Source organism: Variovorax sp. PMC12 (genome assembly GCF_003019815.1).
GTDB lineage: Bacteria > Pseudomonadota > Gammaproteobacteria > Burkholderiales > Burkholderiaceae_C > Variovorax.
Window position 1 is genome coordinate 4792799 of record NZ_CP027773.1, and the last position, 19087, is coordinate 4811885.

At 68.2% G+C, this 19087-nt stretch carries 19 protein-coding genes; 12 read left to right on the plus strand and 7 right to left on the minus strand.

What is annotated here, in order from left to right; translation table 11 throughout:
- Positions 1-10: 10 nt before the first annotated feature.
- From C4F17_RS22315 to C4F17_RS22325, 3 genes are read right to left on the minus strand one after another with little or no spacing between them, the layout of a single operon-like run.
- Positions 11-853, minus strand: a complete 843-nt coding sequence (locus C4F17_RS22315; protein WP_106937659.1) for a phosphatase PAP2 family protein — start codon at positions 851-853, stop codon at positions 11-13.
- Between the two features lie 10 nt (positions 854-863).
- Complete coding sequence (locus tag C4F17_RS22320; protein ID WP_081270151.1) at positions 864-1685, minus strand: metallophosphoesterase family protein; 822 nt, start codon at positions 1683-1685, stop codon at positions 864-866.
- A gap of 18 nt (positions 1686-1703) precedes the next feature.
- A complete protein-coding gene (locus C4F17_RS22325) occupies positions 1704-2681 on the minus strand; it encodes a diacylglycerol/lipid kinase family protein (RefSeq protein ID WP_106936696.1) in 978 nt (325 codons plus the stop codon).
- Positions 2682-2881: 200 nt separating this feature from the next.
- On the opposite strand from C4F17_RS22325, the gene glyQ reads away from it, so the two are divergent.
- From glyQ to C4F17_RS22360, 7 genes are read left to right on the plus strand one after another with little or no spacing between them, the layout of a single operon-like run.
- The gene (gene glyQ, locus C4F17_RS22330; RefSeq protein WP_056577308.1) at positions 2882-3790 is read left to right on the plus strand and encodes a glycine--tRNA ligase subunit alpha; all 909 of its coding nucleotides are present in this window, start codon (positions 2882-2884) and stop codon (positions 3788-3790) included.
- A gap of 3 nt (positions 3791-3793) precedes the next feature.
- A complete protein-coding gene (gene glyS / locus C4F17_RS22335; protein WP_106936697.1) occupies positions 3794-5935 on the plus strand; it encodes a glycine--tRNA ligase subunit beta in 2142 nt (713 codons plus the stop codon).
- A 25-nt stretch (positions 5936-5960) separates the two neighbouring features.
- Positions 5961-6290 (plus strand): hypothetical protein, encoded by a 330-nt coding sequence (locus tag C4F17_RS22340; protein WP_081270148.1) that lies wholly within the window; start codon positions 5961-5963, stop codon positions 6288-6290.
- A complete protein-coding gene (locus C4F17_RS22345; RefSeq protein WP_159053685.1) occupies positions 6280-6777 on the plus strand; it encodes a DUF6036 family nucleotidyltransferase in 498 nt (165 codons plus the stop codon). The genes C4F17_RS22340 and C4F17_RS22345 overlap by 11 nt, the downstream gene beginning before the upstream one ends.
- Positions 6774-7352, plus strand: coding sequence for a D-glycero-beta-D-manno-heptose 1,7-bisphosphate 7-phosphatase (gmhB, locus tag C4F17_RS22350; RefSeq protein WP_081270146.1), 579 nt, complete (start codon positions 6774-6776; stop codon positions 7350-7352). The genes C4F17_RS22345 and gmhB overlap by 4 nt, the downstream gene beginning before the upstream one ends.
- Entirely contained in the window at positions 7352-8122 is a 771-nt protein-coding gene (locus C4F17_RS22355) for a lysophospholipid acyltransferase family protein (protein WP_081270145.1), read from the plus strand. The genes gmhB and C4F17_RS22355 overlap by 1 nt, the downstream gene beginning before the upstream one ends.
- A gap of 17 nt (positions 8123-8139) precedes the next feature.
- Complete coding sequence (locus C4F17_RS22360) at positions 8140-9111, plus strand: M48 family metallopeptidase (RefSeq protein WP_106936699.1); 972 nt, start codon at positions 8140-8142, stop codon at positions 9109-9111.
- 16 nt (positions 9112-9127) lie between these two features.
- Here the strand turns inward: C4F17_RS22360 and C4F17_RS22365 are convergent, their stop codons facing one another.
- The 4 genes from C4F17_RS22365 to C4F17_RS22380 form a co-directional block, all read right to left on the minus strand.
- Complete coding sequence (locus tag C4F17_RS22365; RefSeq protein ID WP_106936700.1) at positions 9128-9898, minus strand: SDR family oxidoreductase; 771 nt, start codon at positions 9896-9898, stop codon at positions 9128-9130.
- Between the two features lie 68 nt (positions 9899-9966).
- On the minus strand, positions 9967-10887 hold the full coding sequence (locus tag C4F17_RS22370; protein WP_106936701.1) for a pseudouridine synthase: 921 nt from the start codon (positions 10885-10887) through the stop codon (positions 9967-9969).
- Positions 10884-12191, minus strand: a complete 1308-nt coding sequence (locus C4F17_RS22375; protein WP_106936702.1) for a leucine-rich repeat-containing protein kinase family protein — start codon at positions 12189-12191, stop codon at positions 10884-10886. The genes C4F17_RS22370 and C4F17_RS22375 overlap by 4 nt, the downstream gene beginning before the upstream one ends.
- Before the next feature lie 9 nt (positions 12192-12200).
- A complete protein-coding gene (locus tag C4F17_RS22380) occupies positions 12201-13271 on the minus strand; it encodes an MBL fold metallo-hydrolase (protein ID WP_081269633.1) in 1071 nt (356 codons plus the stop codon).
- Between the two features lie 120 nt (positions 13272-13391).
- Here C4F17_RS22380 and C4F17_RS22385 point away from each other — a divergent pair, with 120 nt between their 5' ends.
- The 5 genes from C4F17_RS22385 to C4F17_RS22405 all read left to right on the plus strand — a co-directional run bounded on the left by C4F17_RS22385 (position 13392) and on the right by C4F17_RS22405 (position 18992).
- A complete protein-coding gene (locus C4F17_RS22385) occupies positions 13392-13787 on the plus strand; it encodes a MerR family transcriptional regulator (RefSeq protein WP_081269634.1) in 396 nt (131 codons plus the stop codon).
- Positions 13788-13817: 30 nt separating this feature from the next.
- On the plus strand, positions 13818-14552 hold the full coding sequence (gene can, locus C4F17_RS22390) for a carbonate dehydratase (RefSeq protein ID WP_106936703.1): 735 nt from the start codon (positions 13818-13820) through the stop codon (positions 14550-14552).
- Between the two features lie 41 nt (positions 14553-14593).
- The gene (gene aceK / locus C4F17_RS22395) at positions 14594-16414 is read left to right on the plus strand and encodes a bifunctional isocitrate dehydrogenase kinase/phosphatase (protein ID WP_081269636.1); all 1821 of its coding nucleotides are present in this window, start codon (positions 14594-14596) and stop codon (positions 16412-16414) included.
- A gap of 56 nt (positions 16415-16470) precedes the next feature.
- Positions 16471-17655: an acetyl-CoA C-acyltransferase gene (locus C4F17_RS22400; RefSeq protein ID WP_106936704.1), complete on the plus strand. Its 1185-nt coding sequence runs from the start codon at positions 16471-16473 to the stop codon at positions 17653-17655.
- A gap of 86 nt (positions 17656-17741) precedes the next feature.
- Complete coding sequence (locus C4F17_RS22405) at positions 17742-18992, plus strand: glutamate carboxypeptidase (RefSeq protein WP_081269638.1); 1251 nt, start codon at positions 17742-17744, stop codon at positions 18990-18992.
- The last annotated feature ends 95 nt before the right edge of the window (positions 18993-19087 follow it).

The following is a 19087-nucleotide window of genomic DNA, read 5'->3' on the forward strand; positions in this document are numbered from 1 at the left end:
CCCGCGGGGCTCAGCGCGCGGTGCGGCTCTTGCGGTGCCGCGCGTACTCCAGGCTGCCCACGCACACGAGCAGCCAGGCGAAGCCGGTCAGCAGGCCGGCCGCCACGTCGCTTGCGAAATGCACCTGCAGGAAGATGCGGCTGCAGGCGATGGTGACGATGGCCCCGGCGGCGGCCATTGCACCCGGCACATGCCAGCGCGCAGGCAGCGTGCGCAACACCAGGTACAGCAGCATTCCGTAGCTCACGATCGCGCCGGCGCTGTGGCCGCTGGGAAAGCTGTAGCTCGTCTCCAGCGCCAGGCCGTGTCCGTGCAATGGACGGGCCCGCTCGAAGATGTGCTTGAGCGCCGGGTTCAGCACCACGATGCCCCCCAGCGCCAGCATCCAGCCCAGTGCCAGGCCGCGGTGCGCATGCCACCACAGCACGGCCGCCACCAGCAGGCACACCGGGCCGAGGAAGGCCGCGTCGCCCAGGTGCGTGATCCAGCTGAACGCCACCAGCGCCGCCCACGGCAAATGGGTGGCGATGGCATCGGTCAGCGCGTGGTCAGCCTGGCCGAGCACGCGGCCATCGGAAATGTTGGAGGCGATCCATGCGAACAGGCTCGACGCCAGCAGGATCAGCACGAAGCCCGAGGCGAGGCCGAGCGCGATGCGCGGCTCGCTGGGCTCTTCGGTGTCCTGCGCCTTGAAGTGGCGCTTCTGCAGCACGTGGCAGGCCGCGCCGGCACCGAGCACCGACAGCGCTAGAAGGCACAGGAACCAGGGCAGCGCGTGCGCGCCGAGCTGCTGGGCGGCGACGACAAGGGGGGAAAGAGGGGAGAGGGGTGCAAGAGAGGCTTCCGTCGACATGCGGCGCACCCTAAGGCCGCACCGCTTCACTGGCAAGAGAAAGCCCGAATACTTCAGCGCAGCCGAAGGCTTTGTCGCGCGCCACGTAGTCCCAGCGTTCCACCCGGCACGCGCGACGGCCATCGGCGATGTCCGCGCGCACCACGTTCACCGAGTTCGGATGCCCGGCGCGCACGCGCGACGACACGGCCGTGCCGGCCTGCACCGCCCATGCCGTGCGCGCGCAGCCCGAGAACGCGTCGTGCAGCGAACGAACGAACGGCAGGTGGATGTGCCCGCCCAGGATGAGGTCGGCCCCCGCCGCGGTCCAGCGCGCCACCGCCCGCTCGCGCCCATGCAGGCGGTTGCCCAGGTCCTGCGTGCGCGTGACCATCACCGGCTGGTGCGTCACCACCACGCGCACCTGCGAAGGCGCGGCCAAGGCCAGCCGCTGCGCCACGCGCTCGACCTGCGCGGGCGAGACCGCGCCGTCTTCGTGCCGGTACCAGCGCGTGGTGTTGACCGAGACCACCAGCCACTCGGGCGACTCGAACTCGGGCTCCAGGTCGTCGCCGAAGGCCTGGCTGTAGCGCGCGTAGGGCGACAGGACGCGCGCGGCCAGCTGGTACAGCGGAATGTCGTGGTTGCCCGGAACCGCGAGCACCGGCGCGCCAAGCCTGTCGGCGAAGGCGCGCGCCGCCGCGAACTGCGCCACGGTGGCGCGCTGCGTGATGTCGCCGGAGAACACCACCACCCCCGGCGACAGCGCGGCCGAAAGCCGCTCCAGCGCCTGAAGCACGTCAGGCTGCTCGGTGCCGAAGTGGGGGTCGGAGATCTGCAGCAGGCAACTCATCGGGGGCTCATTGGACGCTCATTCGCGCGCCGCTTCGAGTTCCGGCGCCGTCTGCGCCGGACGCACCAGCCACAGCCGCTCGGGCGACACGCGAAACAGCAGCGGCATGTCGGCCCAGCCGATCTCGCCGTCGGTCGCCACCTTCACGCGGCGTGCCCCCGCCTTGCCCGGCGAGCGGGGGGCCTTCACCGTGAGCGACTCGAATGGAAAGCTCAGCACCTCGTCGGCGTCGCCGAGCCGGCCGAGCGCGCCGCGCACCAGCAGGCCGGGCATCGACAGCGGCCCCACGGGCTTGAGCACGATGGCCGCCAGCTGGCCCTGCTCGGGCACGTCGGCCTCGGCAATGCCGACCTGGTGCAACTGCAGCGGGTTGTTGCCCACGAACAGCGTGGGCGTGCGGATGTCGCGCTCGTTGCCGCGCCAGGCCATGCGCAGGTTCCAGTGCCGGTGGCCGCGCAGCACCGACAGCAGGCCGGCGCCCAGGGCGATCCAGCGGCTGCGGCCGTAGCGCGCCTTGTAGGTCTCGCGCTCTTCCAGCAATTCGGCGTACAGGCCCATGCTGGCGTTGACCAGGAACACCCGGTCGTTCACCAGCCCGACCTGCACCGGCCGGGGCTGCTCGGTCAGCAGGATGTGCAGTGCCTGCGCCGTGTCGCGCGGAATTCCGTGGGTGCGGCTGAAGTAGTTGAAGGTGCCCTGCGGCAGCACGCCGAAGGCACAGCCGCTGCCCAGCGTGGCCTGCGCCACCGCGTTGATGGTGCCGTCGCCGCCCGCGGCCACCACCACGCCGCCCACGGCGCGGGCACGCTCGACGGCTTCGCGCGCGAGCGCCTGGACCCGGCGGGGCCCGTCGATCAGGAAGATGCGGTGCTTGCGCCCGGCGGCCGCGCAGCCTTCCTCGATGACCCGGCGGGCCTCGGCCGCGTCCTCGCTGCCGGAGCCGGCATTGAGCACGATGAACAGGGGGGAGTCGGGTCCGGTGTCTGGCGCTGGCATGTTTCTGGAAGGTGGGGCGGCGCGTGGCGGAGGCGGGCGGATTTGTACGGAGTGGGGTGTTGTCTCACCCGCCGCGCCACTGCGCGAGCAGGCGACTTCCCGAGCCGCTGTGGGAGAGTTGCCCTCCGAACGTAAAATCGCCCGCTTTCGCGGTGCTTCGCCGCGCTACCGTCCAATGTCCGGCCCCGCCGGCCAGCTTCATGTTGACCTTCCAGCAAATCATTCTCAAACTGCAGTCGTACTGGGCCGACAAGGGCTGTGCGCTGCTGCAACCGTACGACATGGAAGTGGGCGCGGGCACCTCGCACACCGCCACCTTCCTGCGCGCCCTCGGCCCTGAACCCTGGAAAGCCGCCTACGTGCAGCCCAGCCGCCGCCCCAAGGACGGCCGCTACGGCGAGAACCCGAACCGCCTGCAGCACTACTACCAGTACCAGGTCGTGCTGAAGCCCGCGCCTTCCAACATCCTCGAGCTCTACCTCGGCAGCCTCGAAGCCCTGGGCTTCGACCTGAAGAAGAACGACATCCGCTTCGTCGAGGACGACTGGGAGAACCCCACGCTCGGCGCCTGGGGCCTGGGCTGGGAAGTCTGGCTCAACGGCATGGAAGTGACGCAGTTCACCTATTTCCAGCAGGTCGGCGGCATCGACTGCAAGCCCATCACCGGCGAAATCACCTACGGCCTGGAGCGCCTGGCCATGTACCTGCAGGGCGTGGACAACGTCTACAACCTGACCTGGACCGACGGCCTGAGCTACGGCGATGTCTACAAGCAGAACGAGGTCGAGCAGTCGACCTACAACTTCGAGCACAGCGACGCCGAGTTCCTCTTCACCGCCTTCAACGCGCACGAGAAGCAGGCCAAGCACCTCATGACCGAGCAGCTCGCGCTGCCGGCCTACGAGCAGGTGCTCAAGGCCGCGCACAGCTTCAACCTGCTCGACGCGCGCGGCGCGATCAGCGTGACCGAACGCGCGGCCTACATCGGCCGCATCCGCAATCTGGCGCGCAGCGTCGCGCAGAGCTATTACGACAGCCGCGAGCGGCTCGGCTTTCCGATGGCCCCGCGCGAATGGGTCGCACAAATGCCACCGAAGAAGGCGGCCTGAGCCATGACGAGTCCCATGAAGAATTCCCTGCTGGTTGAACTGTTTGTCGAAGAACTGCCGCCCAAGGCGCTGAAGAAGCTCGGCGACGCCTTTGCGGGCGTGCTGCGAGACCAGCTCGTGGCGCAAGGCCTGGCCGAGGCCGGCTCGGTGCTCACGCCGTACGCCTCGCCGCGCCGCCTGGCCGCGCACCTCACGCACGTTGCCGAGCGCGCCGCCGACAAGGCTGTGTCGCAGAAGCTCATGCCCGTGGCCGTGGGCCTCGACGCCTCGGGCCAGGCCACGCCGGCGCTGCTCAAGCGCCTGGGCGCGCTGGGTGCCGACGCCTCGGCCGTGCCCGGCCTGAAGCGCGCGATGGACGGCAAGGCCGAAGCCCTGTTCTACGAAAGCACCGCCAAGGGCGCCACGCTGGCCGAAGGCCTGCAGAAGGCGCTGGCGGAAGCCATCGCCAAGCTGCCGATTCCCAAGGTCATGAGCTACCAGCTCGAAAGCGGCTGCGAGCTGCCGGGCTGGACCAGCGTGAGCTTCGTGCGCCCGGCGCACGGCCTGGTGGCGCTGCACGGCGACACCGTGGTGCCGATCGAGGCCCTGGGCCTGAAGGCCGGCCGCGACACCCACGGCCACCGCTTCGAGGCGGCGGTCGATCCGGTCGTGCTGCGCAACGCCGACAGCTATGCGCTGCAGCTGCAGGAAGAAGGCGCCGTCATCGCCAGCTTCGAGGCGCGCCGCGCCGAAATCGCGCGCCAGCTGGCCGCGGCGGCGGTGAAGGTCGGCGGCGGCTCGGTGCCCATCCACGACGACGCGCTGCTCGACGAAGTGACCGCGCTGGTCGAGCGCCCCAACGTGCTGGTCTGCAGCTTCGAGCGCGAGTTCCTCGAAGTGCCGCAGGAGTGCCTGATCCTCACGATGAAGGCCAACCAGAAGTACTTTCCGCTGCTCGACGCATCGAGCAGGCTCACCAACAAGTTCCTGGTGGTCAGCAACATCAGCCCGGACGACGCGAGCGCGGTCATCGGCGGCAACGAGCGCGTGGTGCGCCCGCGCCTGGCCGACGCCAAGTTCTTCTTCGACCAGGACCGCAAGAAGTCGCTGGCCTCGCGCGTCGAGTCGCTGGGCAAGGTGGTCTATCACAACAAGCTGGGCACGCAGGGCGAGCGCGTGGAGCGCGTGATGCGCATCGCGCGCGGCATCGCGGAAAAGCTGGGCGACCCGGCGCTGGCCGCGCAAGCCACCCAGGCCGCGCAACTGGCCAAGGCCGACCTCGTGACCGACATGGTCGGCGAGTTCCCCGAGCTGCAGGGCACCATGGGCCGCTACTACGCCAGGCACGACGGCCTCGACGCCGCGGTGGCCGACGCCATCGAGGACCACTACAAGCCGCGCTTTGCCGGCGACGAGCTGCCGCGCAACAGCGTGGGCCTGGTGGTCGCGCTGGCCGACAAGCTGGAAACGCTGGTCGGCATGTTCGGCATCGGCAACCTGCCCACCGGCGACCGCGACCCGTTCGCGCTGCGCCGCCATGCGCTCGGCGTGATCCGCATGCTGATCGAAAAAGACCTGCCGCTGGGCCTCGATGCGCTGCTGCAGGACGCCGCCGCGCAGTTCGGCGGCATTGCCGGCTTCGACAGCGGCCGCGCCACGGGCGAGCTGCAGGACTTCATCCTCGACCGCCTCGCCGGCAGCCTGCGCGAGCAGGGCGCCAGCGCGCAGGAGGTCGACGCCGTGCTGGCACCGCGCCCGCAGCGCCTGGGCGAAGTGCCCAAGCTGCTAGCGGCGGTGCGCGCCTTTGCCGCCCTGCCCGCCGCCGCCGCCCTGGCCGCCGCGAACAAGCGCATCGGCAACATCCTCAAGAAGGCCCCCGAGGCCGACGCGCACGTCAGCGAACTGCTGCTGCAGGAGCCCGCTGAGAAGGCGCTGCACGCAGCCATGGCGCAGGTGGTGCCCGCCGCCAACGCGCAGTTCGAAGCCGGCGACTACACCGCCTCGCTGCAGACGCTGGCCGCGCTGCGCGAGCCGGTCGACGCCTTCTTCGACGGCGTGATGGTCAATGCCGAGCAGGCAGACCTGCGGCTGAACCGCCTGGGCCTGCTGATGTCGCTGCACACCGCGATGAACCGCGTGGCGCAGCTCGAGCGGCTGGCCGTCTGAGTTCCCGCGCTCGATAATTCGCCCCATGAACCGGCAACAACAGATCGACGATTTCCTGCTCCAGGCGCACCGCCTGGCGGTATCGCGACTGCGAGCCGATCCGGGGCGGATCGCGGATGTTTCGGCAACGCTCGAACGATGGCAGGCGCTGGCCGGAGCGACCCGGTCCGACGCCTACTGGAACGAGTGGCGGGCCATGCTGGCGGCGGGTGTCGATGCCATCGAGGCCGCTACTTGCGGCACCGACGACCATGCAGTGGCGCTGCGCAATGTTTCTCCCGTCGGCGTCCTCATGACGCAGCGCGAACGCGGCGAACTCCTGCGTGCGGCGCGGCAAGGCGCACATGCAGCGTAGCGAAGCGGAACATGTGCTGCGCGCGGCGGCCGCGATTGCGCAGGAGCAGTCGTTTGTCGTAGTCGGCAGCCAGGCGCTGCTCTTCCGCGAACTCGATCTCTATCCGGCGCTGCATCCCGAGAAGTCGGACCTGATCGATGGCGCCATCGGCGCGTTGTCGAGCTTCGACGACACCTTCGGCTATCACGCGGACGGCGTGGGCCCGGAAACGGCGGTGATGCCGGGCGACTGGATGCAGCGCGCCAGCCTTCACTATGTCGGTGAACTGACGGTGGTGTGTCCGGAGTTGCACGACCTGGCGTTGTCCAAGTGTGTGGCGGGACGCGAGAAAGACGCCGATTTCGTGCGCGAGCTGCTCAGGCTCAAGCTGGTGTCGCCGGTGGTCCTGCGCGAGCGCGCTGCGTTGCTGGATGTGGCGAAATACCCGGTGGCGCAAATTGGCGACTGGATCGAACGGCGTCGCATCGAAGCGGGAGTGCATTCATGAAACTCGTCATCCTCGACCGCAACGGCACGATCAACGTGCACCGCGAAGACTTCGTCAAGAGCGACATCGAGTGGACGCCGCTGCCAGGTGCGCTGGAAGCCGTGGCACGGCTCAACCATGCGGGCTGGCACGTGGTGATCGCGTCCAACCAGTCGGGCCTGGGCCGGGGGCTCTTCGACATGGCCTCGCTCAACGCCATGCACGCCAAGATGCACAAGATGCTGGCGGCGGTGGGCGGCAGGATCGACGCGGTGTTCTATTGCCCGCACAGCCCCGACGAGGACTGCGACTGCCGCAAGCCGAAGCCGGGCCTGTTCCTGCAGATCGGCGACCGCTACGGCATCGATCTGAAGGGCGTGCCGACCGCGGGCGACAGCCTGCGCGATCTCCAGGCCGGCGCGGCCGCCGGCTGCGAGCCGCACCTCCTGCTCACGGGCATGGGCGCGGCCTGCCGCGGCGTCGATCCGCTGCCTTCCGAATACCCGGCGAACACGGTGGTCCACACCGATCTCGCCGCCTTTGTCGATTTTCTGCTCGCGCGCGAAGCGCGGGCCGCGTTGCAGGTGACTGTCTGATGGCGTTTTTCCGTTCCGTTCTCCACGCGCTGTGGATGCTCGTCACCGTGATTCCCTGGGGCATCATCATGTGCGTCAGCTCGCTCTGGAAGCGCGGCATTCCGCTCTACTGGATGGCGGAGCGCTGGCTCGGCTGGGCCATCGGCGGCGCGCGCGTGCTGCTGGGCATCAAGACGCGCGTGAGCGGCATGGAGAACCTGCCGACCGACAAGCTCGCCGGCGCGATCCTGCTGGTCAAGCACCAGTCCACGCTCGAGACTTTCCTGATGCCCACGCTGATGCCGCATCCGCTGGCCTACGTGTTCAAGAAAGAGCTGATCTACATCCCGTTCTTCGGCTGGGCGATGGCGCGGCTGGACATGATCCACATCGACCGCAGCCAGCGCGCGCAGGCCTTCAACAAGGTGGTGAACCAGGGCCGCAAGCTGCTGGCGCAAGGCATCTGGATCATCATGTTCCCCGAAGGCACGCGCATTCCGCGCGGCCAGAAGGGCACCTACAAGAGCGGCGGCACGCGGCTGGCCTGCGAGACCGGCGTGCCGGTGATTCCCATCGCCGTGACCTCGGCCAAGGTGTGGCCGCGCAAGGCCTTCATCAAGCGCCCGGGCGTGGTCGACGTGTCGATCGGTCCGGCCATCTCCAGCGTCGGCCGCAAGCCCGACGAGCTGATGCGCGAGGTCGAGGCCTGGATCGAGGCCGAGATGCGCCGCCTCGACCCCGAGGCCTATCGCGACAGCCCGCCGCAGCTGCAGCAAGAAGCGGCGAGCTGAACGAGAGAGAACCCGCCATGGGGGGCCTGCTGCAGTTCACGCTCGACCTGTTCGAAGGGCTGGGGAGCGAGTTCGCCCCGCGTGCGCCGGCGCCCAAGCCGCCGCGCCGCGCGAAGAAGCCTGCCGGCCCCGTGGCCGCGCCTCCCGCCATCGTGCCCGCCGCGCCGCCTGCGCCGCGCGACCTGGTGCCCGGCCCGCCGGCCGTGCCGCTGGCCGACACCCTGACGCTCGCCAGCTTCGCGCATCCGCAGGCCACGCGCGAACTGGTGCTCGGCTCTGCGCGGGTGGCCTATGAATTCAAGCGCGGCAACCGCAAGACCATCGGCTTCCTGGTCGGTGCCGAGGGGCTGTCGGTGCGCGCGCCGCGCTGGGTGGCGCTGCGCGATGTCGACGCGGCCATCCGCGAGAAGTCCGACTGGATCTTGCGCAAGCTGGCCGAGACGCAGCAGCGCCACGCGCGCGTCGAGGCCACGCGCATCGAGTGGCGCGACGGCGCGGAGTTTCCGTTCCTCGGCGAGCCGGTGGTGATCCGGCTCGACCCGAAGCACGGCTTTGCCAGCGTCGGCGGCACGCTCGACGAAAAGGTCGGCGACGGGCCGCGCGTTCTGCGCCTGGCGGTAGCGCAGAACGCCGAGCCTTCGCAGATCCGCGACGCGGCGCAGGCCTGGCTCACGCGGCAGGCGCGCAAGCTCTTCATCGAGCGGCTCGACCATTTCGCGCCGCTGCTGGGCGTGCGCTGGCAGAAGCTGTCGCTGTCGAACGCGGCAACGCGCTGGGGCAGCGCGAGCGCCGACGGGTCGATCCGGCTCAACTGGCGGCTCATTCATTTCCGCATGCCGGTGATCGACTACGTGGTCGCGCATGAACTGGCCCACCTGCGCGTGATGGACCATTCGCACCGCTTCTGGGAAACCGTCGAGAGCGTGGTGCCCGACTACGACCAGCTGCGCCGGCAGCTCAAGGACGAAGCGGTTCCCCGCTGGTCCTGAAACCTTTGGTTGAGTGTCAGCGCGCGTGGGTGACGCCGCCGTCCACCACCAGCGTCGAACCCATCACGTAGTCGCCCGCGCGAGACGCCAGGTAGATGGCAGCGCCCGCCATGTCTTCCGGCACACCGATGCGCCCGGCGGGAATGCGGCCCTTGACCTCGTCGCCGTGGTCGCGCGCATCCTTGTTCATGTCCGAAGCGAAGGCGCCGGGCGCGATCGCGCTCACCACGATGCGCTCCTGCGCCAGCCGCAGGGCCATGCGCCGCGTCAGCTGGATCAGGCCGGCCTTGCTGGCGGCGTACGAGTAGGTTTCCTGCGGATTGACGGAAATGCCGTCGATCGAGGCGATGTTGATCACCTTCGCCAGGTGGTCCGTGGCGGCCTTCTTGAGCATCGGCGTGAGCGCCTGGGTCAGGAAGAACGGTGTCTTGAGGTTCAGGTCCACCACCTTGTCCCACCCGCTTTCCGGAAACTCCGCGTAGGGCGCGCCCCAGGCCGCGCCCGCGTTGTTCACCAGGATGTCGAGCGTGCCTTCGTGCTTTGCATAGGCCTCGACCAGCTTCTGCGCGCCTTCCACCGTCGACACGTCCGCCGGCAGCGACACGCAGTGGCCGAAGGCCGACAGCTCCTTCGCCGTCTGGTCGCAGGCCGCGGCCTTGCGCGCCGAGATGTACACGCGCGCGCCCTGGGCCAGGTAGCCCTCGGCGATCATGCGGCCGATGCCGCGCGAGCCGCCGGTGATGAGTGCGGTGCGGCCCTTCAGCGAAAAGAGTTGGGTGGTGTCCATGGTGCGGTTGTCTCCTGAATGAAAGATTTTCAGGAAACGAGCTTAGTGCGCACCGCGCCCGGCCCGCGTCACCTTGGTGCCAGCGACAGGTTCCGGGGGCTGCTGAAGCGGCGCGGCTCGCCCGTGACCGGGTCGGTGAAGGCCACCGACTTGGCCAGCAGCTGCAGCGGCTTGTCGAAGTCGTCGGTGTTCTCGGGCAGCAGCACGGGGTAGATCGGGTCGTTGACGATCGGCATGCCCAGCGCCAGGCAATGCACGCGCAGCTGGTGCTTGCGGCCGGTGACGGGCGAGAGCTTGAGCAGCGCATGGCCGTCGCGCGCGGCCAGCAGCTCGATGTGCGTCTCGGAGTTGGGTTCGCCGGGCTCCTCGCGAACGCGCATGAAATGGTCGTCGTCGACCAGCCGGCTGCGGTAGGTGGCGGGCACCGACGAGACGCCCTCTTGCCAGGGCACCACCGCCTCGTAGTGCTTGTCGATGCGGCGCTCGGGGAACATCGCCTGGTAGGCGCCGCGTGTTTCCTGGCGCACCGAGAACAGCACCAGCCCCGAAGTGCTGCGGTCGATGCGGTGCAGCGGCACCAGGTCGTCGATCTTCAGCTTGCGCTTGAGCCGCACCAGCAGGCTTTCCTGCAGGTATTTGCCGGTGGGTGTGACCGGCACGAAGGGCGGCTTGTCGACCACCAGCAGCTGGTCGTCCTGGAACACCACCTGTTCCTCGAAAGGAATGTGCACCTCGTTGTCGAGCGAGCGGTAGTAGTACACGCGCAGCGGCGACTGGTAGCGGCGCTGCGCCGTCACCGGCACGTGGTGCTCGTCGATCACGTCGTTGGCCGCGATGCGTTCGAGCCAGGCCTCGCGCGTGATGGCGGGAAAGCGCTCGATCAGGAACTCGGCGATGGTCGGCCATGGACCGTGCGGCAGCCCGACGCAACTGGGCCCCACGCCGTCGCGCGTGGGCAGCGGCAGCTGCGGCGGACGGCGTCTCGTCATGGCGCGGCTGCCTGCCGCAGCAGCGGCAACGCCTCGGCAAGCGAAGGCCGCGCGGCGGGAACAGGCTGCAGGCAACGGTCCTTGAAGGCGCTCACCGAGGCCGGCACGGCATCGGTGCAGCGCTCGAGCAGCTCTTCGAGCAGGCAGCCGAAGGCGCGAATTTCGAGCGCCTGGAATGCACGTGCCTGCGCCTCGCCGAGCGCGCCGGTCATCCAGGCCGCGCCGAAGTCGCCGAGCCGGCCTTCGCCTTCGGGGCTGCGCAGGATGTTGTGCGCATACAGGTCGCCGTGAAGAATGCCGCGCGCATGCAGATGCTGCATGGCCGAGGCGATGTCCCGCGCGATGCGCAGGGCGACGGCCGCAGGCCAGCGTGCATCGTCGGCATAGACGTCGCGCGTGCACGATGCCAGGCTGGGCGGCCCCGCCAGCGTGGTGAAGCGCGGGTCGACCAGCCCCATCACCAGGCCTTCGGTGCCTTGCGGATGCCCGTCGATGCGGCTTTGCGCGGCGATCAGCGTGGGGTGCGCGCCCGCGCCGATGCAGGCGGCCATTTCGCTGTGCGGCCAGCCGTCGCTGGTGACGGCGCCCTTGAAGAGCTTGACCGCCACCTGTCGCGATGCGCCGAGCGTCGCCTGGTGGATCACGCCCGATGCGCCTTCGCCGAGCTTGCGGCCCAGCGTCAGTTCATGCCAGTCGACATGCGGTACCGACCTCGCTGCGATGGCGGCGTCTTCGGCTTGCGTGTCGAAGGGGTTGCCGGCGCAGGCGAGCCACGACAGGCGTGGCAGCGACGGCAGCCATTCGGGCAGCGTCTCGAAGCGGTTGGCCGAGATGCGCAGCAGCTCGAGCCGTTCGAGCCCGGCCATCGAAGGTGGCAGCGCACGCAGCAGGTTGCCCGCCAGCATCAGCTTCTGCATGCGCGTGCAGGCGCCGAGCGCATCGGGCAGCTCTTGAATGCGGTTGTCGGTGAGGATCAGCCAGCGCAGCGAAGGCGGCAGCGCGGCGGCCGGCACGCTGCGGATCCGGTTGGCCTTGAAGCCCACGATGTCGAGGCTGCGGCACCGGCCGACGGCTTCGGGCAGTTCGGTGAAGCGGTTGTCGGAGCAGAAGAGCACGCGCAGCCTGTGCAGGCGGTGCAGGTCGTCGGGCAGGGTGTCGAGCGCATTGCCCGACAGGTTCAGCACCTCGAGCGAATCGGCCAGGTCGAAAACCTCTCGCGGAAACTCGGTGAGTCCGCACGAGAGGTCGATTCTTGTTGCGCCTGCCAGCCGGCCCGCGCGCAGCTGAGCCAGCGTGTCGTCCATCCGGAGAGTCTAAGCCGTGGTGGCCTGGGGGCCGAAGCGGTAGATGCCGTCTTTGCCCAGCTCGCGCTTCACCTGGCCCGAGAACCACAGCAGGTGCAGGTGGGCCACGGTCTCGCCCATGGCGAAGGTCATCTGGTGCAGGTCGAGTTCGCGCTTGAACAGGATCGGCAGGCCTTCGGCCGCGGTGAGCGGGCGCGCCACGCAGGCTTCGAGCAGTTCGGCCAGTCGGTCGCGGTGGTGCTCCTGCAGCTGGTCGACACGGCGGTGGATGCCGGTGAAAGGCTTGCCGTGCGAAGGCAGGCCCAGCGTGTCGGCCGGCAGGGCCTTGAACCTGTCGATGCTGTCCAGGAACAGGCGCAGGGAATTGGCTTCGGGCTCGCCTGCGTGCACGCTCACGTTGGTGGAGATGCGCGGCAGCATCATGTCGCCGCCCAGCAGCAGCTTGAGCTCGTCGCAGTACAGCGAGATGTGCTCCGGCGCATGGCCGTAGCCGCTGATGCAGCGCCAGGCATGGCCGTCGATCATCACCGTGTCGCCGTCGAGCATGCGCACGAAGCTGTCCGGCACCGAGGGCACCATGTTCGCGTAGTAGTTGGTGCGCGCGCGGATCTTGGCGATGGATTCGGGGTCGGTCAGCCCGTGCGAGGCGAAGAAGCGCGCGGCCTGTTCGCCGCCTGCCAGGGTGTCGCCGGCGGTGCTGAGCACGCGCGCCACGTGGTAGTCGGTCGAGCTGATCCACAGCGGCACGTTCCAGCGCTGGCACAGCCAGTGCGCCAGGCCGATGTGGTCGGGGTGCATGTGGGTGACGATGACGCGCAGGATCGGCAGGCCCTGCAGCTGCGTCTCGAAGATCTGTTCCCACTGCGCGCGGGCCTCGTCGTGGGCGATGCAGCAGTCGACCACCGTCCAGCCGGCCACGCCGTCGATGGTGTCGCGCAGCAGCCAGAGGTTGATGTGGTCGAGCGCGAAGGGCAGCCGCATGCGGATCCAGCGCACGCCGGGCGCCACTTCCATGGCTTCGCCGGGCTGGGGCAGCGTGTCGCCCAGGGGATAGTGGAGTTCGCGTTCGAGGAGGTTCATGTAAGATTGACGTTTACGTAAACGTCATGGAATGAGGGCTCCATTGTAGGGATCGCGGGGGAAACCTGCTGTCGCCCCGGTAACCCTCCTTCCGGCGTCCCTTTCGCCTCCACCGTCGTCATGCCTGCGCAAACCTTCACCATCAGCCAGCTCGCGAAGGAATTCGACCTCACGACGCGGGCCATCCGCTTCTACGAGGACATGGGCCTGCTCACGCCCGAGCGCGCCGGCCTGCAGCGCATCTACAGCGCGCGCGACCGCGCCCGGCTCACGCTCACGCTGCGCGCCAAGCGCCTCGGCCTGAGCCTGACGGAGGCCAAGGACATCCTCGACATGTACGACAGCCCGCGCGACACGGTGCCGCAGCTGGAAAAGTTTCTCGGCGTGCTGGGCGCGCACCGTGCCCAGCTCGAGGCGCAGCTGGCCGAGCTGCAAGCCAACCTCGCGGAAGTACGCGAGCATGAGAAAAAGGGGCGCGCCACGCTGGCGAGGGCGCAAAAGGCTGCCAAAGCCTGAGAACACACGACTCATCGACAATAGCTGACTATGTCCGACACCGATAACCTCAACGACCTCTTCGCCCACAACCGTGCCTGGTCCGCCCAGATGGAGCGTGACCGCCCCGGCTTCTTCACCGGCCTGGTGAAGCAGCAGACGCCGCGCTACATGTGGATCGGCTGCTCCGACAGCCGCGTGCCCGCCAACCAGATCACCGGCCTGGAGCCGGGCGAAGTGTTCGTGCACCGCAACGTGGCCAACATCGTGGTGCACTCCGACCTGAACGCGCTCTCGGCGATCCAGTTCGCGGTCGAGCACCTGAAGGTCGAGCACATCATGGTGGTCGGCCACTACGGCTGCGCCGGCGTCAAGGCCGCGCTCAGCGGCAAGCGCATCGGCCTGGCCGACAACTGGATCCGCCACATCCAGGACGTGCGCGACCGCCACCACGTGATGCTCGAGAGCCTGCCCGACGAGGAAGCCCGCGTCGATGCGCTGTGCGAGCTCAACGTGGCCGAGCAGGTGGTCAACGTGGCCGTCAGCACCGTCATGGTCGATGCATGGGCGCGCGGCCAGAAGGTCCGCATCCACGGCTGGACCTTCGGCGTGCACGACGGCCTGCTGCAGGACCTCGGCCTGAGCGTGGACGGCACCCAGCCGCTCGACGCCATCTACAAGGCCGCGGTGCAGCGCATCCGCCACAAGTGGAGCAAGCCCGGGGCATCGGTGAAGTCGATCACGGCGGCGCAGCCCGAGGCCGACGGCACCACCGCGGCCACCTGAGCGGCGGCAGCGCCGTCGTCCTCCACCCCGTCCGTCCCGCCATGTTCCCGCAGCGTCTCGATTCGCCGCTGGCCTATGACATTGCGAAGGCGATGATGGACGGCTTCAACCGGCACTACCGGTTGTTCCGGGCCGAGTCGGCGCGCGCCAAGCACCGCTTCGAAACCGCCGACTGGCACGGCCAGCAGCGGGCGCAGCGCGAGCGCATCGAGTTCTACGACCTGCGCGTGAGCGAGGCCGTGGCCCGGCTCGAGAAGGAGTTCAAGGCCGGCGAGCAGCCCATGGACGTGTGGCACCAGGTCAAGCTGCACTACATCGGCCTGCTGGTGAACCACCACCAGCCCGAGCTGGCCGAGAGCTTCTTCAACTCGGTGACCACCAAGATCCTGCACCGCGCGTACTTCCAGAACGATTTCATCTTCGTGCGCCCGGCCATCAGCACCGAGTACATCGAGCCGCGCGGCGCGCCCACCTATCGGCCCTACTACCCGTCGCCCGACACGCTGGCCGACACCGTCGAGCAGATGCTCGACGACTTTTCCCTGCTCGGCAGCTTCGCCAACAAGCGGCGCGACGCACAGCGTGTGGCGCATGTCATCCTGAACCGTTTCCACCAGGTCAAGCTGCGCGCCAACTTCCAGCTGCAGGTGCTGTCGGGCCTGTTCTTCCGCAACAAGGGCGCCTACGTGGTCGGCAAGATCATGAACGGCTTCACCGAGATCCCGTTCTCGCTGCCCATACTGCACGACAGCCGCGGCAGGTTCTACATCGACGCAGCGCTGTTCGGCGAAGACGACCTGCAGATGCTCTTCAGCTTTGCGCGCGCGTACTTCATGGTCGACATGGAAGTGCCCTCGGCCTGGGTGCAGTTCCTGCGCTCGCTCATGCCGCGCAAGCCGCGCGCCGAGATCTACAACGCGCTCGGCCTCGCCAAGCAGGGCAAGACGCTGTTCTACCGCGACTTCCTCTCGCACCTGAACTACTCGAGCGACCGCTTCCGCATCGCGCCCGGCATCAAGGGCATGGTCATGCTGGTGTTCGACCTGCCGTCGTTCCCGTTCGTGTTCAAGGTCATCAAGGACTTCTATCCGCCGCAGAAGGACACCACGCGCGAGCAGATCAAGGGCAAGTACATGCTCGTGAAGCAGCACGACCGCGTGGGCCGCATGGCCGACACGCTGGAGTACAGCGACGTGGGTTTTCCGCTCGACCGCTTCGAACCCGGGCTGATCGAGGAGATCCGCAAGTTCGCGCCCAGCCAGCTCGAGATCGGCGACCGCGACGGCAACGGGGAAATGGAGCTGGTGCTCAAGCACGTGTACATCGAGCGGCGCATGATCCCGCTGAACATCTACCTGCAGGAAGCCTTCGACACGCTGGCCCATCCCGAGAGCCCGGCGCACGCCAGGCGCGCGAAAGAGCAGCTCGAGCATGCGGTGGTGGAGTACGGCAATGCCATCAAGGACATGGTGGCGGCCAACATCTTTCCCGGCGACATGCTGTGGAAGAACTTCGGCGTCACGCGCGGCGGCAAGGTGGTGTTCTACGACTACGACGAGATCGAATACGTCACCGACTGCAAGTTCCGCAAGGTGCCCGAGCCGCGCAACGAGGAAGAAGAAATGAGCGGCGAGGTCTGGTATTCGGTCGGCCCGAAAGACGTGTTCCCCGAAACCTTCGAGCCCTTCCTGCTGGGCAACAAGGACGTGCGCGAGGCCTTCATGGCCCACCACGCCGACCTGCTCGACGCCGCCTTCTGGCAGCACCACAAGGAACGCATCCAGGCCGGGCAGATGCTCGATGTGTTCCCCTACGAAGAGTCGCAGCGCTTCCAGCACGAAGGGCACGCGACGCACTTCTGACCCGTACGGCCGTTTTCGATTTCCGCTTTCACATCATTCCTGAAGGAGACCTCCACATGTCCGAATCCATCGTCATCGTCGGCCTTGCCCGCACCCCCATGGGCAGCTTCCAGGGCGACTTCTCGTCGCTCTCCGCGCACGACCTGGGCGGCGCCGCCATCAAGGCCGCCGTCGAGCGCGCGGGCATCGCGCCCGACAGCGTGGGCGAAGTGCTGTTCGGCAACTGCCTGATGGCCGGCCAGGGCCAAGCCCCGGCTCGCCAGGCGGCCTACAAGGGCGGCCTGCCCGACAGCGCGGGCGCGGTCACGCTCAGCAAGATGTGCGGCTCGGCCATGAAGGCCGCGATGCTGTCGCACGACCTGCTGCTGGCCGGCACGCACGACGTGATCGTCGCGGGCGGCATGGAAAGCATGACCAACGCGCCCTACCTCATGCTCAAGGGCCGCGGCGGCTACCGCATGGGCCACGACCGCATCTTCGACCACATGATGCTCGACGGCCTCGAAGACGCCTACCAGCCGGGCCGCTCGATGGGCACCTTCGGCGAGGACTGCGCGGCCAAGTACAAGTTCACGCGCGAGCAGCAGGACGCCTTCGCCATCGCCAGCGTCGAGCGCGCCAAGAAGGCCACCGAGACCGGCCTGTTCAAGGACGAGATCGTGCCCGTCACGGTCAAGGGCCGCGGCGGCGACACGGTGATCTCCGTCGACGAAGGCCCGGGCAAGGTCAAGCTCGACAAGATCCCCACGCTCAAGCCCGCGTTCAAGAAAGAGAACGGCACCATCACCGCCGCATCGAGCTCGTCCATCAACGACGGCGCCGCCGCGCTGGTGATGATGACGGAGTCGCATGCCAAGAAGATCGGCGCCAGGCCCATCGCCCGCATCGTCGGCCATGCCACGCACGCGCAGCAGCCCGAGTGGTTCTCCACCGCGCCCGTGGGCGCTGTCGCCAAGCTGTTCAAGAAGACCGGCTGGGCCGTGAAGGACGTGGACCTGTGGGAAGTGAACGAAGCCTTCGCCGTGGTGCCGATGGCGCTGATGCACGAGCTCGACGTGTCGCACGAGATCGTCAATGTGCACGGCGGCGCCTGCGCGCTGGGCCATCCGATCGGCGCCAGCGGCGCGCGCATCATGGTCACGCTCATTCACGCGCTGAAGGCGCGCGGCAAGCAGCGCGGCGTGGCCACGCTGTGCATCGGCGGCGGCGAAGGCACAGCCGTGGCACTCGAATTGCTATAAGAGCAGCGTCGGGAGCGTCCGAGCACGGGCGCTCCCGGCTTTTTTTCATTCAGACATTCAAATAAATGCGTAGAGCAGGAGATTTCATGCGCCCATCCATCCACCGTACCGCCATTGCCGCCTTGCTGGCCGCCGCTTTCCTGGCGCCCGCCGCCAGCTGGGCCCAGAAGCGCGACAACGTGCTGTTCCAGGCTGCCACCGACGAGCAGCCCGCGGTGATCAAGACGCTGGAGAAACTCGTCAACATCGAGACCGGCACCGGTGACGCCGAAGGCATCGCCGCCGCCGGCAACTACCTTGAGGGCGAACTCAAGAACCTGGGCTTCACCGTCACGCGCAGCAAGTCGGCCGGCATCGTGGTGGGCGACAACATCGTCGGCAAGATCAAGGGCCGCGGCGGCAAGAACCTGCTGCTGATGTCGCACATGGACACGGTGTACCTGAAGGGCATCCTCGCGAAGGCCCCGTTCCGCGTCGAGGGCGACAAGGCCTACGGCCCGGGCATCGCCGACGACAAGGGCGGCAACGCCGTCATCCTGCACACGCTCAAGCTGCTCAAGGAATACGGCGTGCGCGACTACGGCACCATCACCGTGCTGTTCAACACCGACGAGGAAAAAGGCTCCTTCGGCTCGCGCGACCTGATCCAGGAAGAAGCCAAGCTGGCCGACTACGTGCTCTCCTTCGAGCCCACCAGCGCTGGCGACGAGAAGCTGTCGCTCGGCACCTCGGGCATCGCCTATGTGCAGGTCAACATCACCGGCAAGGCATCGCATGCGGGCGCGGCGCCCGAGTTGGGCGTGAACGCGCTGGTCGAGGCCTCCGACCTGGTGCTGCGCACGATGAACATCGACGACAAGTCGAAGAACCTGCGCTTCAACTGGACCATCGCCAAGGCCGGCAACGTGTCGAACATCATCCCGGCCACCGCCACGCTGAACGCCGACGTGCGCTATGCCCGCAACGAAGACTTCGACGCCGCCATGAAGACGCTGGAAGAACGCGCGCAGCAGAAGAAGCTGCCGGAGGCCGACGTCAAGGTGATCGTCACGCGCGGCCGCCCGGCCTTCAATGCCGGTGAAGGCGGCAAGAAGCTGGTCGACAAGGCAGTGGCGTACTACAAGGAAGCCGGCGGCACGCTGGGCGTGGAAGAACGCACCGGCGGCGGCACCGACGCGGCCTATGCCGCGCTCTCCGGCAAGCCCGTGATCGAAAGCCTGGGCCTGCCCGGCTTCGGCTACCACAGCGACAAGGCCGAGTACGTGGACATCAGCGCCATCCCGCGCCGCCTGTACATGGCCGCCCGCCTGATCATGGACCTCGGCGCCGGAAAGTGAATGGTGCCCCCCGGCTTTTCACTCGCCTTGCTCGTGTAACTCCACCCCCCGAGGGGGAGGCGCGGTCCGCCTTGGGGCGGCCCGGCGGCGACCGC

Excerpts from the sequence above, each read along its gene's own strand:
- C4F17_RS22345 (WP_159053685.1), top strand. The coding sequence starts at position 6,280 with ATGCAGCGTAGCGAAGCGGAACATGTGCTGCGCGCGGCGGCCGCGATT.
- aceK (WP_081269636.1), top strand. The coding sequence starts at position 14,594 with ATGTTCCCGCAGCGTCTCGATTCGCCGCTGGCCTATGACATTGCGAAG.
- C4F17_RS22365 (WP_106936700.1), bottom strand. The coding sequence starts at position 9,898 with ATGGACACCACCCAACTCTTTTCGCTGAAGGGCCGCACCGCACTCATC.
- C4F17_RS22405 (WP_081269638.1), top strand. The coding sequence starts at position 17,742 with ATGCGCCCATCCATCCACCGTACCGCCATTGCCGCCTTGCTGGCCGCC.
- C4F17_RS22340 (WP_081270148.1), top strand. The coding sequence starts at position 5,961 with ATGAACCGGCAACAACAGATCGACGATTTCCTGCTCCAGGCGCACCGC.
- C4F17_RS22385 (WP_081269634.1), top strand. The coding sequence starts at position 13,392 with ATGCCTGCGCAAACCTTCACCATCAGCCAGCTCGCGAAGGAATTCGAC.
- C4F17_RS22380 (WP_081269633.1), bottom strand. The coding sequence starts at position 13,271 with ATGAACCTCCTCGAACGCGAACTCCACTATCCCCTGGGCGACACGCTG.
- can (WP_106936703.1), top strand. The coding sequence starts at position 13,818 with ATGTCCGACACCGATAACCTCAACGACCTCTTCGCCCACAACCGTGCC.
- C4F17_RS22400 (WP_106936704.1), top strand. The coding sequence starts at position 16,471 with ATGTCCGAATCCATCGTCATCGTCGGCCTTGCCCGCACCCCCATGGGC.
- glyS (WP_106936697.1), top strand. The coding sequence starts at position 3,794 with ATGACGAGTCCCATGAAGAATTCCCTGCTGGTTGAACTGTTTGTCGAA.
- C4F17_RS22315 (WP_106937659.1), bottom strand. The coding sequence starts at position 853 with ATGTCGACGGAAGCCTCTCTTGCACCCCTCTCCCCTCTTTCCCCCCTT.
- C4F17_RS22355 (WP_081270145.1), top strand. The coding sequence starts at position 7,352 with ATGGCGTTTTTCCGTTCCGTTCTCCACGCGCTGTGGATGCTCGTCACC.
- C4F17_RS22375 (WP_106936702.1), bottom strand. The coding sequence starts at position 12,191 with ATGGACGACACGCTGGCTCAGCTGCGCGCGGGCCGGCTGGCAGGCGCA.
- glyQ (WP_056577308.1), top strand. The coding sequence starts at position 2,882 with ATGTTGACCTTCCAGCAAATCATTCTCAAACTGCAGTCGTACTGGGCC.
- C4F17_RS22360 (WP_106936699.1), top strand. The coding sequence starts at position 8,140 with ATGGGGGGCCTGCTGCAGTTCACGCTCGACCTGTTCGAAGGGCTGGGG.
- C4F17_RS22320 (WP_081270151.1), bottom strand. The coding sequence starts at position 1,685 with ATGAGTTGCCTGCTGCAGATCTCCGACCCCCACTTCGGCACCGAGCAG.
- gmhB (WP_081270146.1), top strand. The coding sequence starts at position 6,774 with ATGAAACTCGTCATCCTCGACCGCAACGGCACGATCAACGTGCACCGC.
- C4F17_RS22325 (WP_106936696.1), bottom strand. The coding sequence starts at position 2,681 with ATGCCAGCGCCAGACACCGGACCCGACTCCCCCCTGTTCATCGTGCTC.
- C4F17_RS22370 (WP_106936701.1), bottom strand. The coding sequence starts at position 10,887 with ATGACGAGACGCCGTCCGCCGCAGCTGCCGCTGCCCACGCGCGACGGC.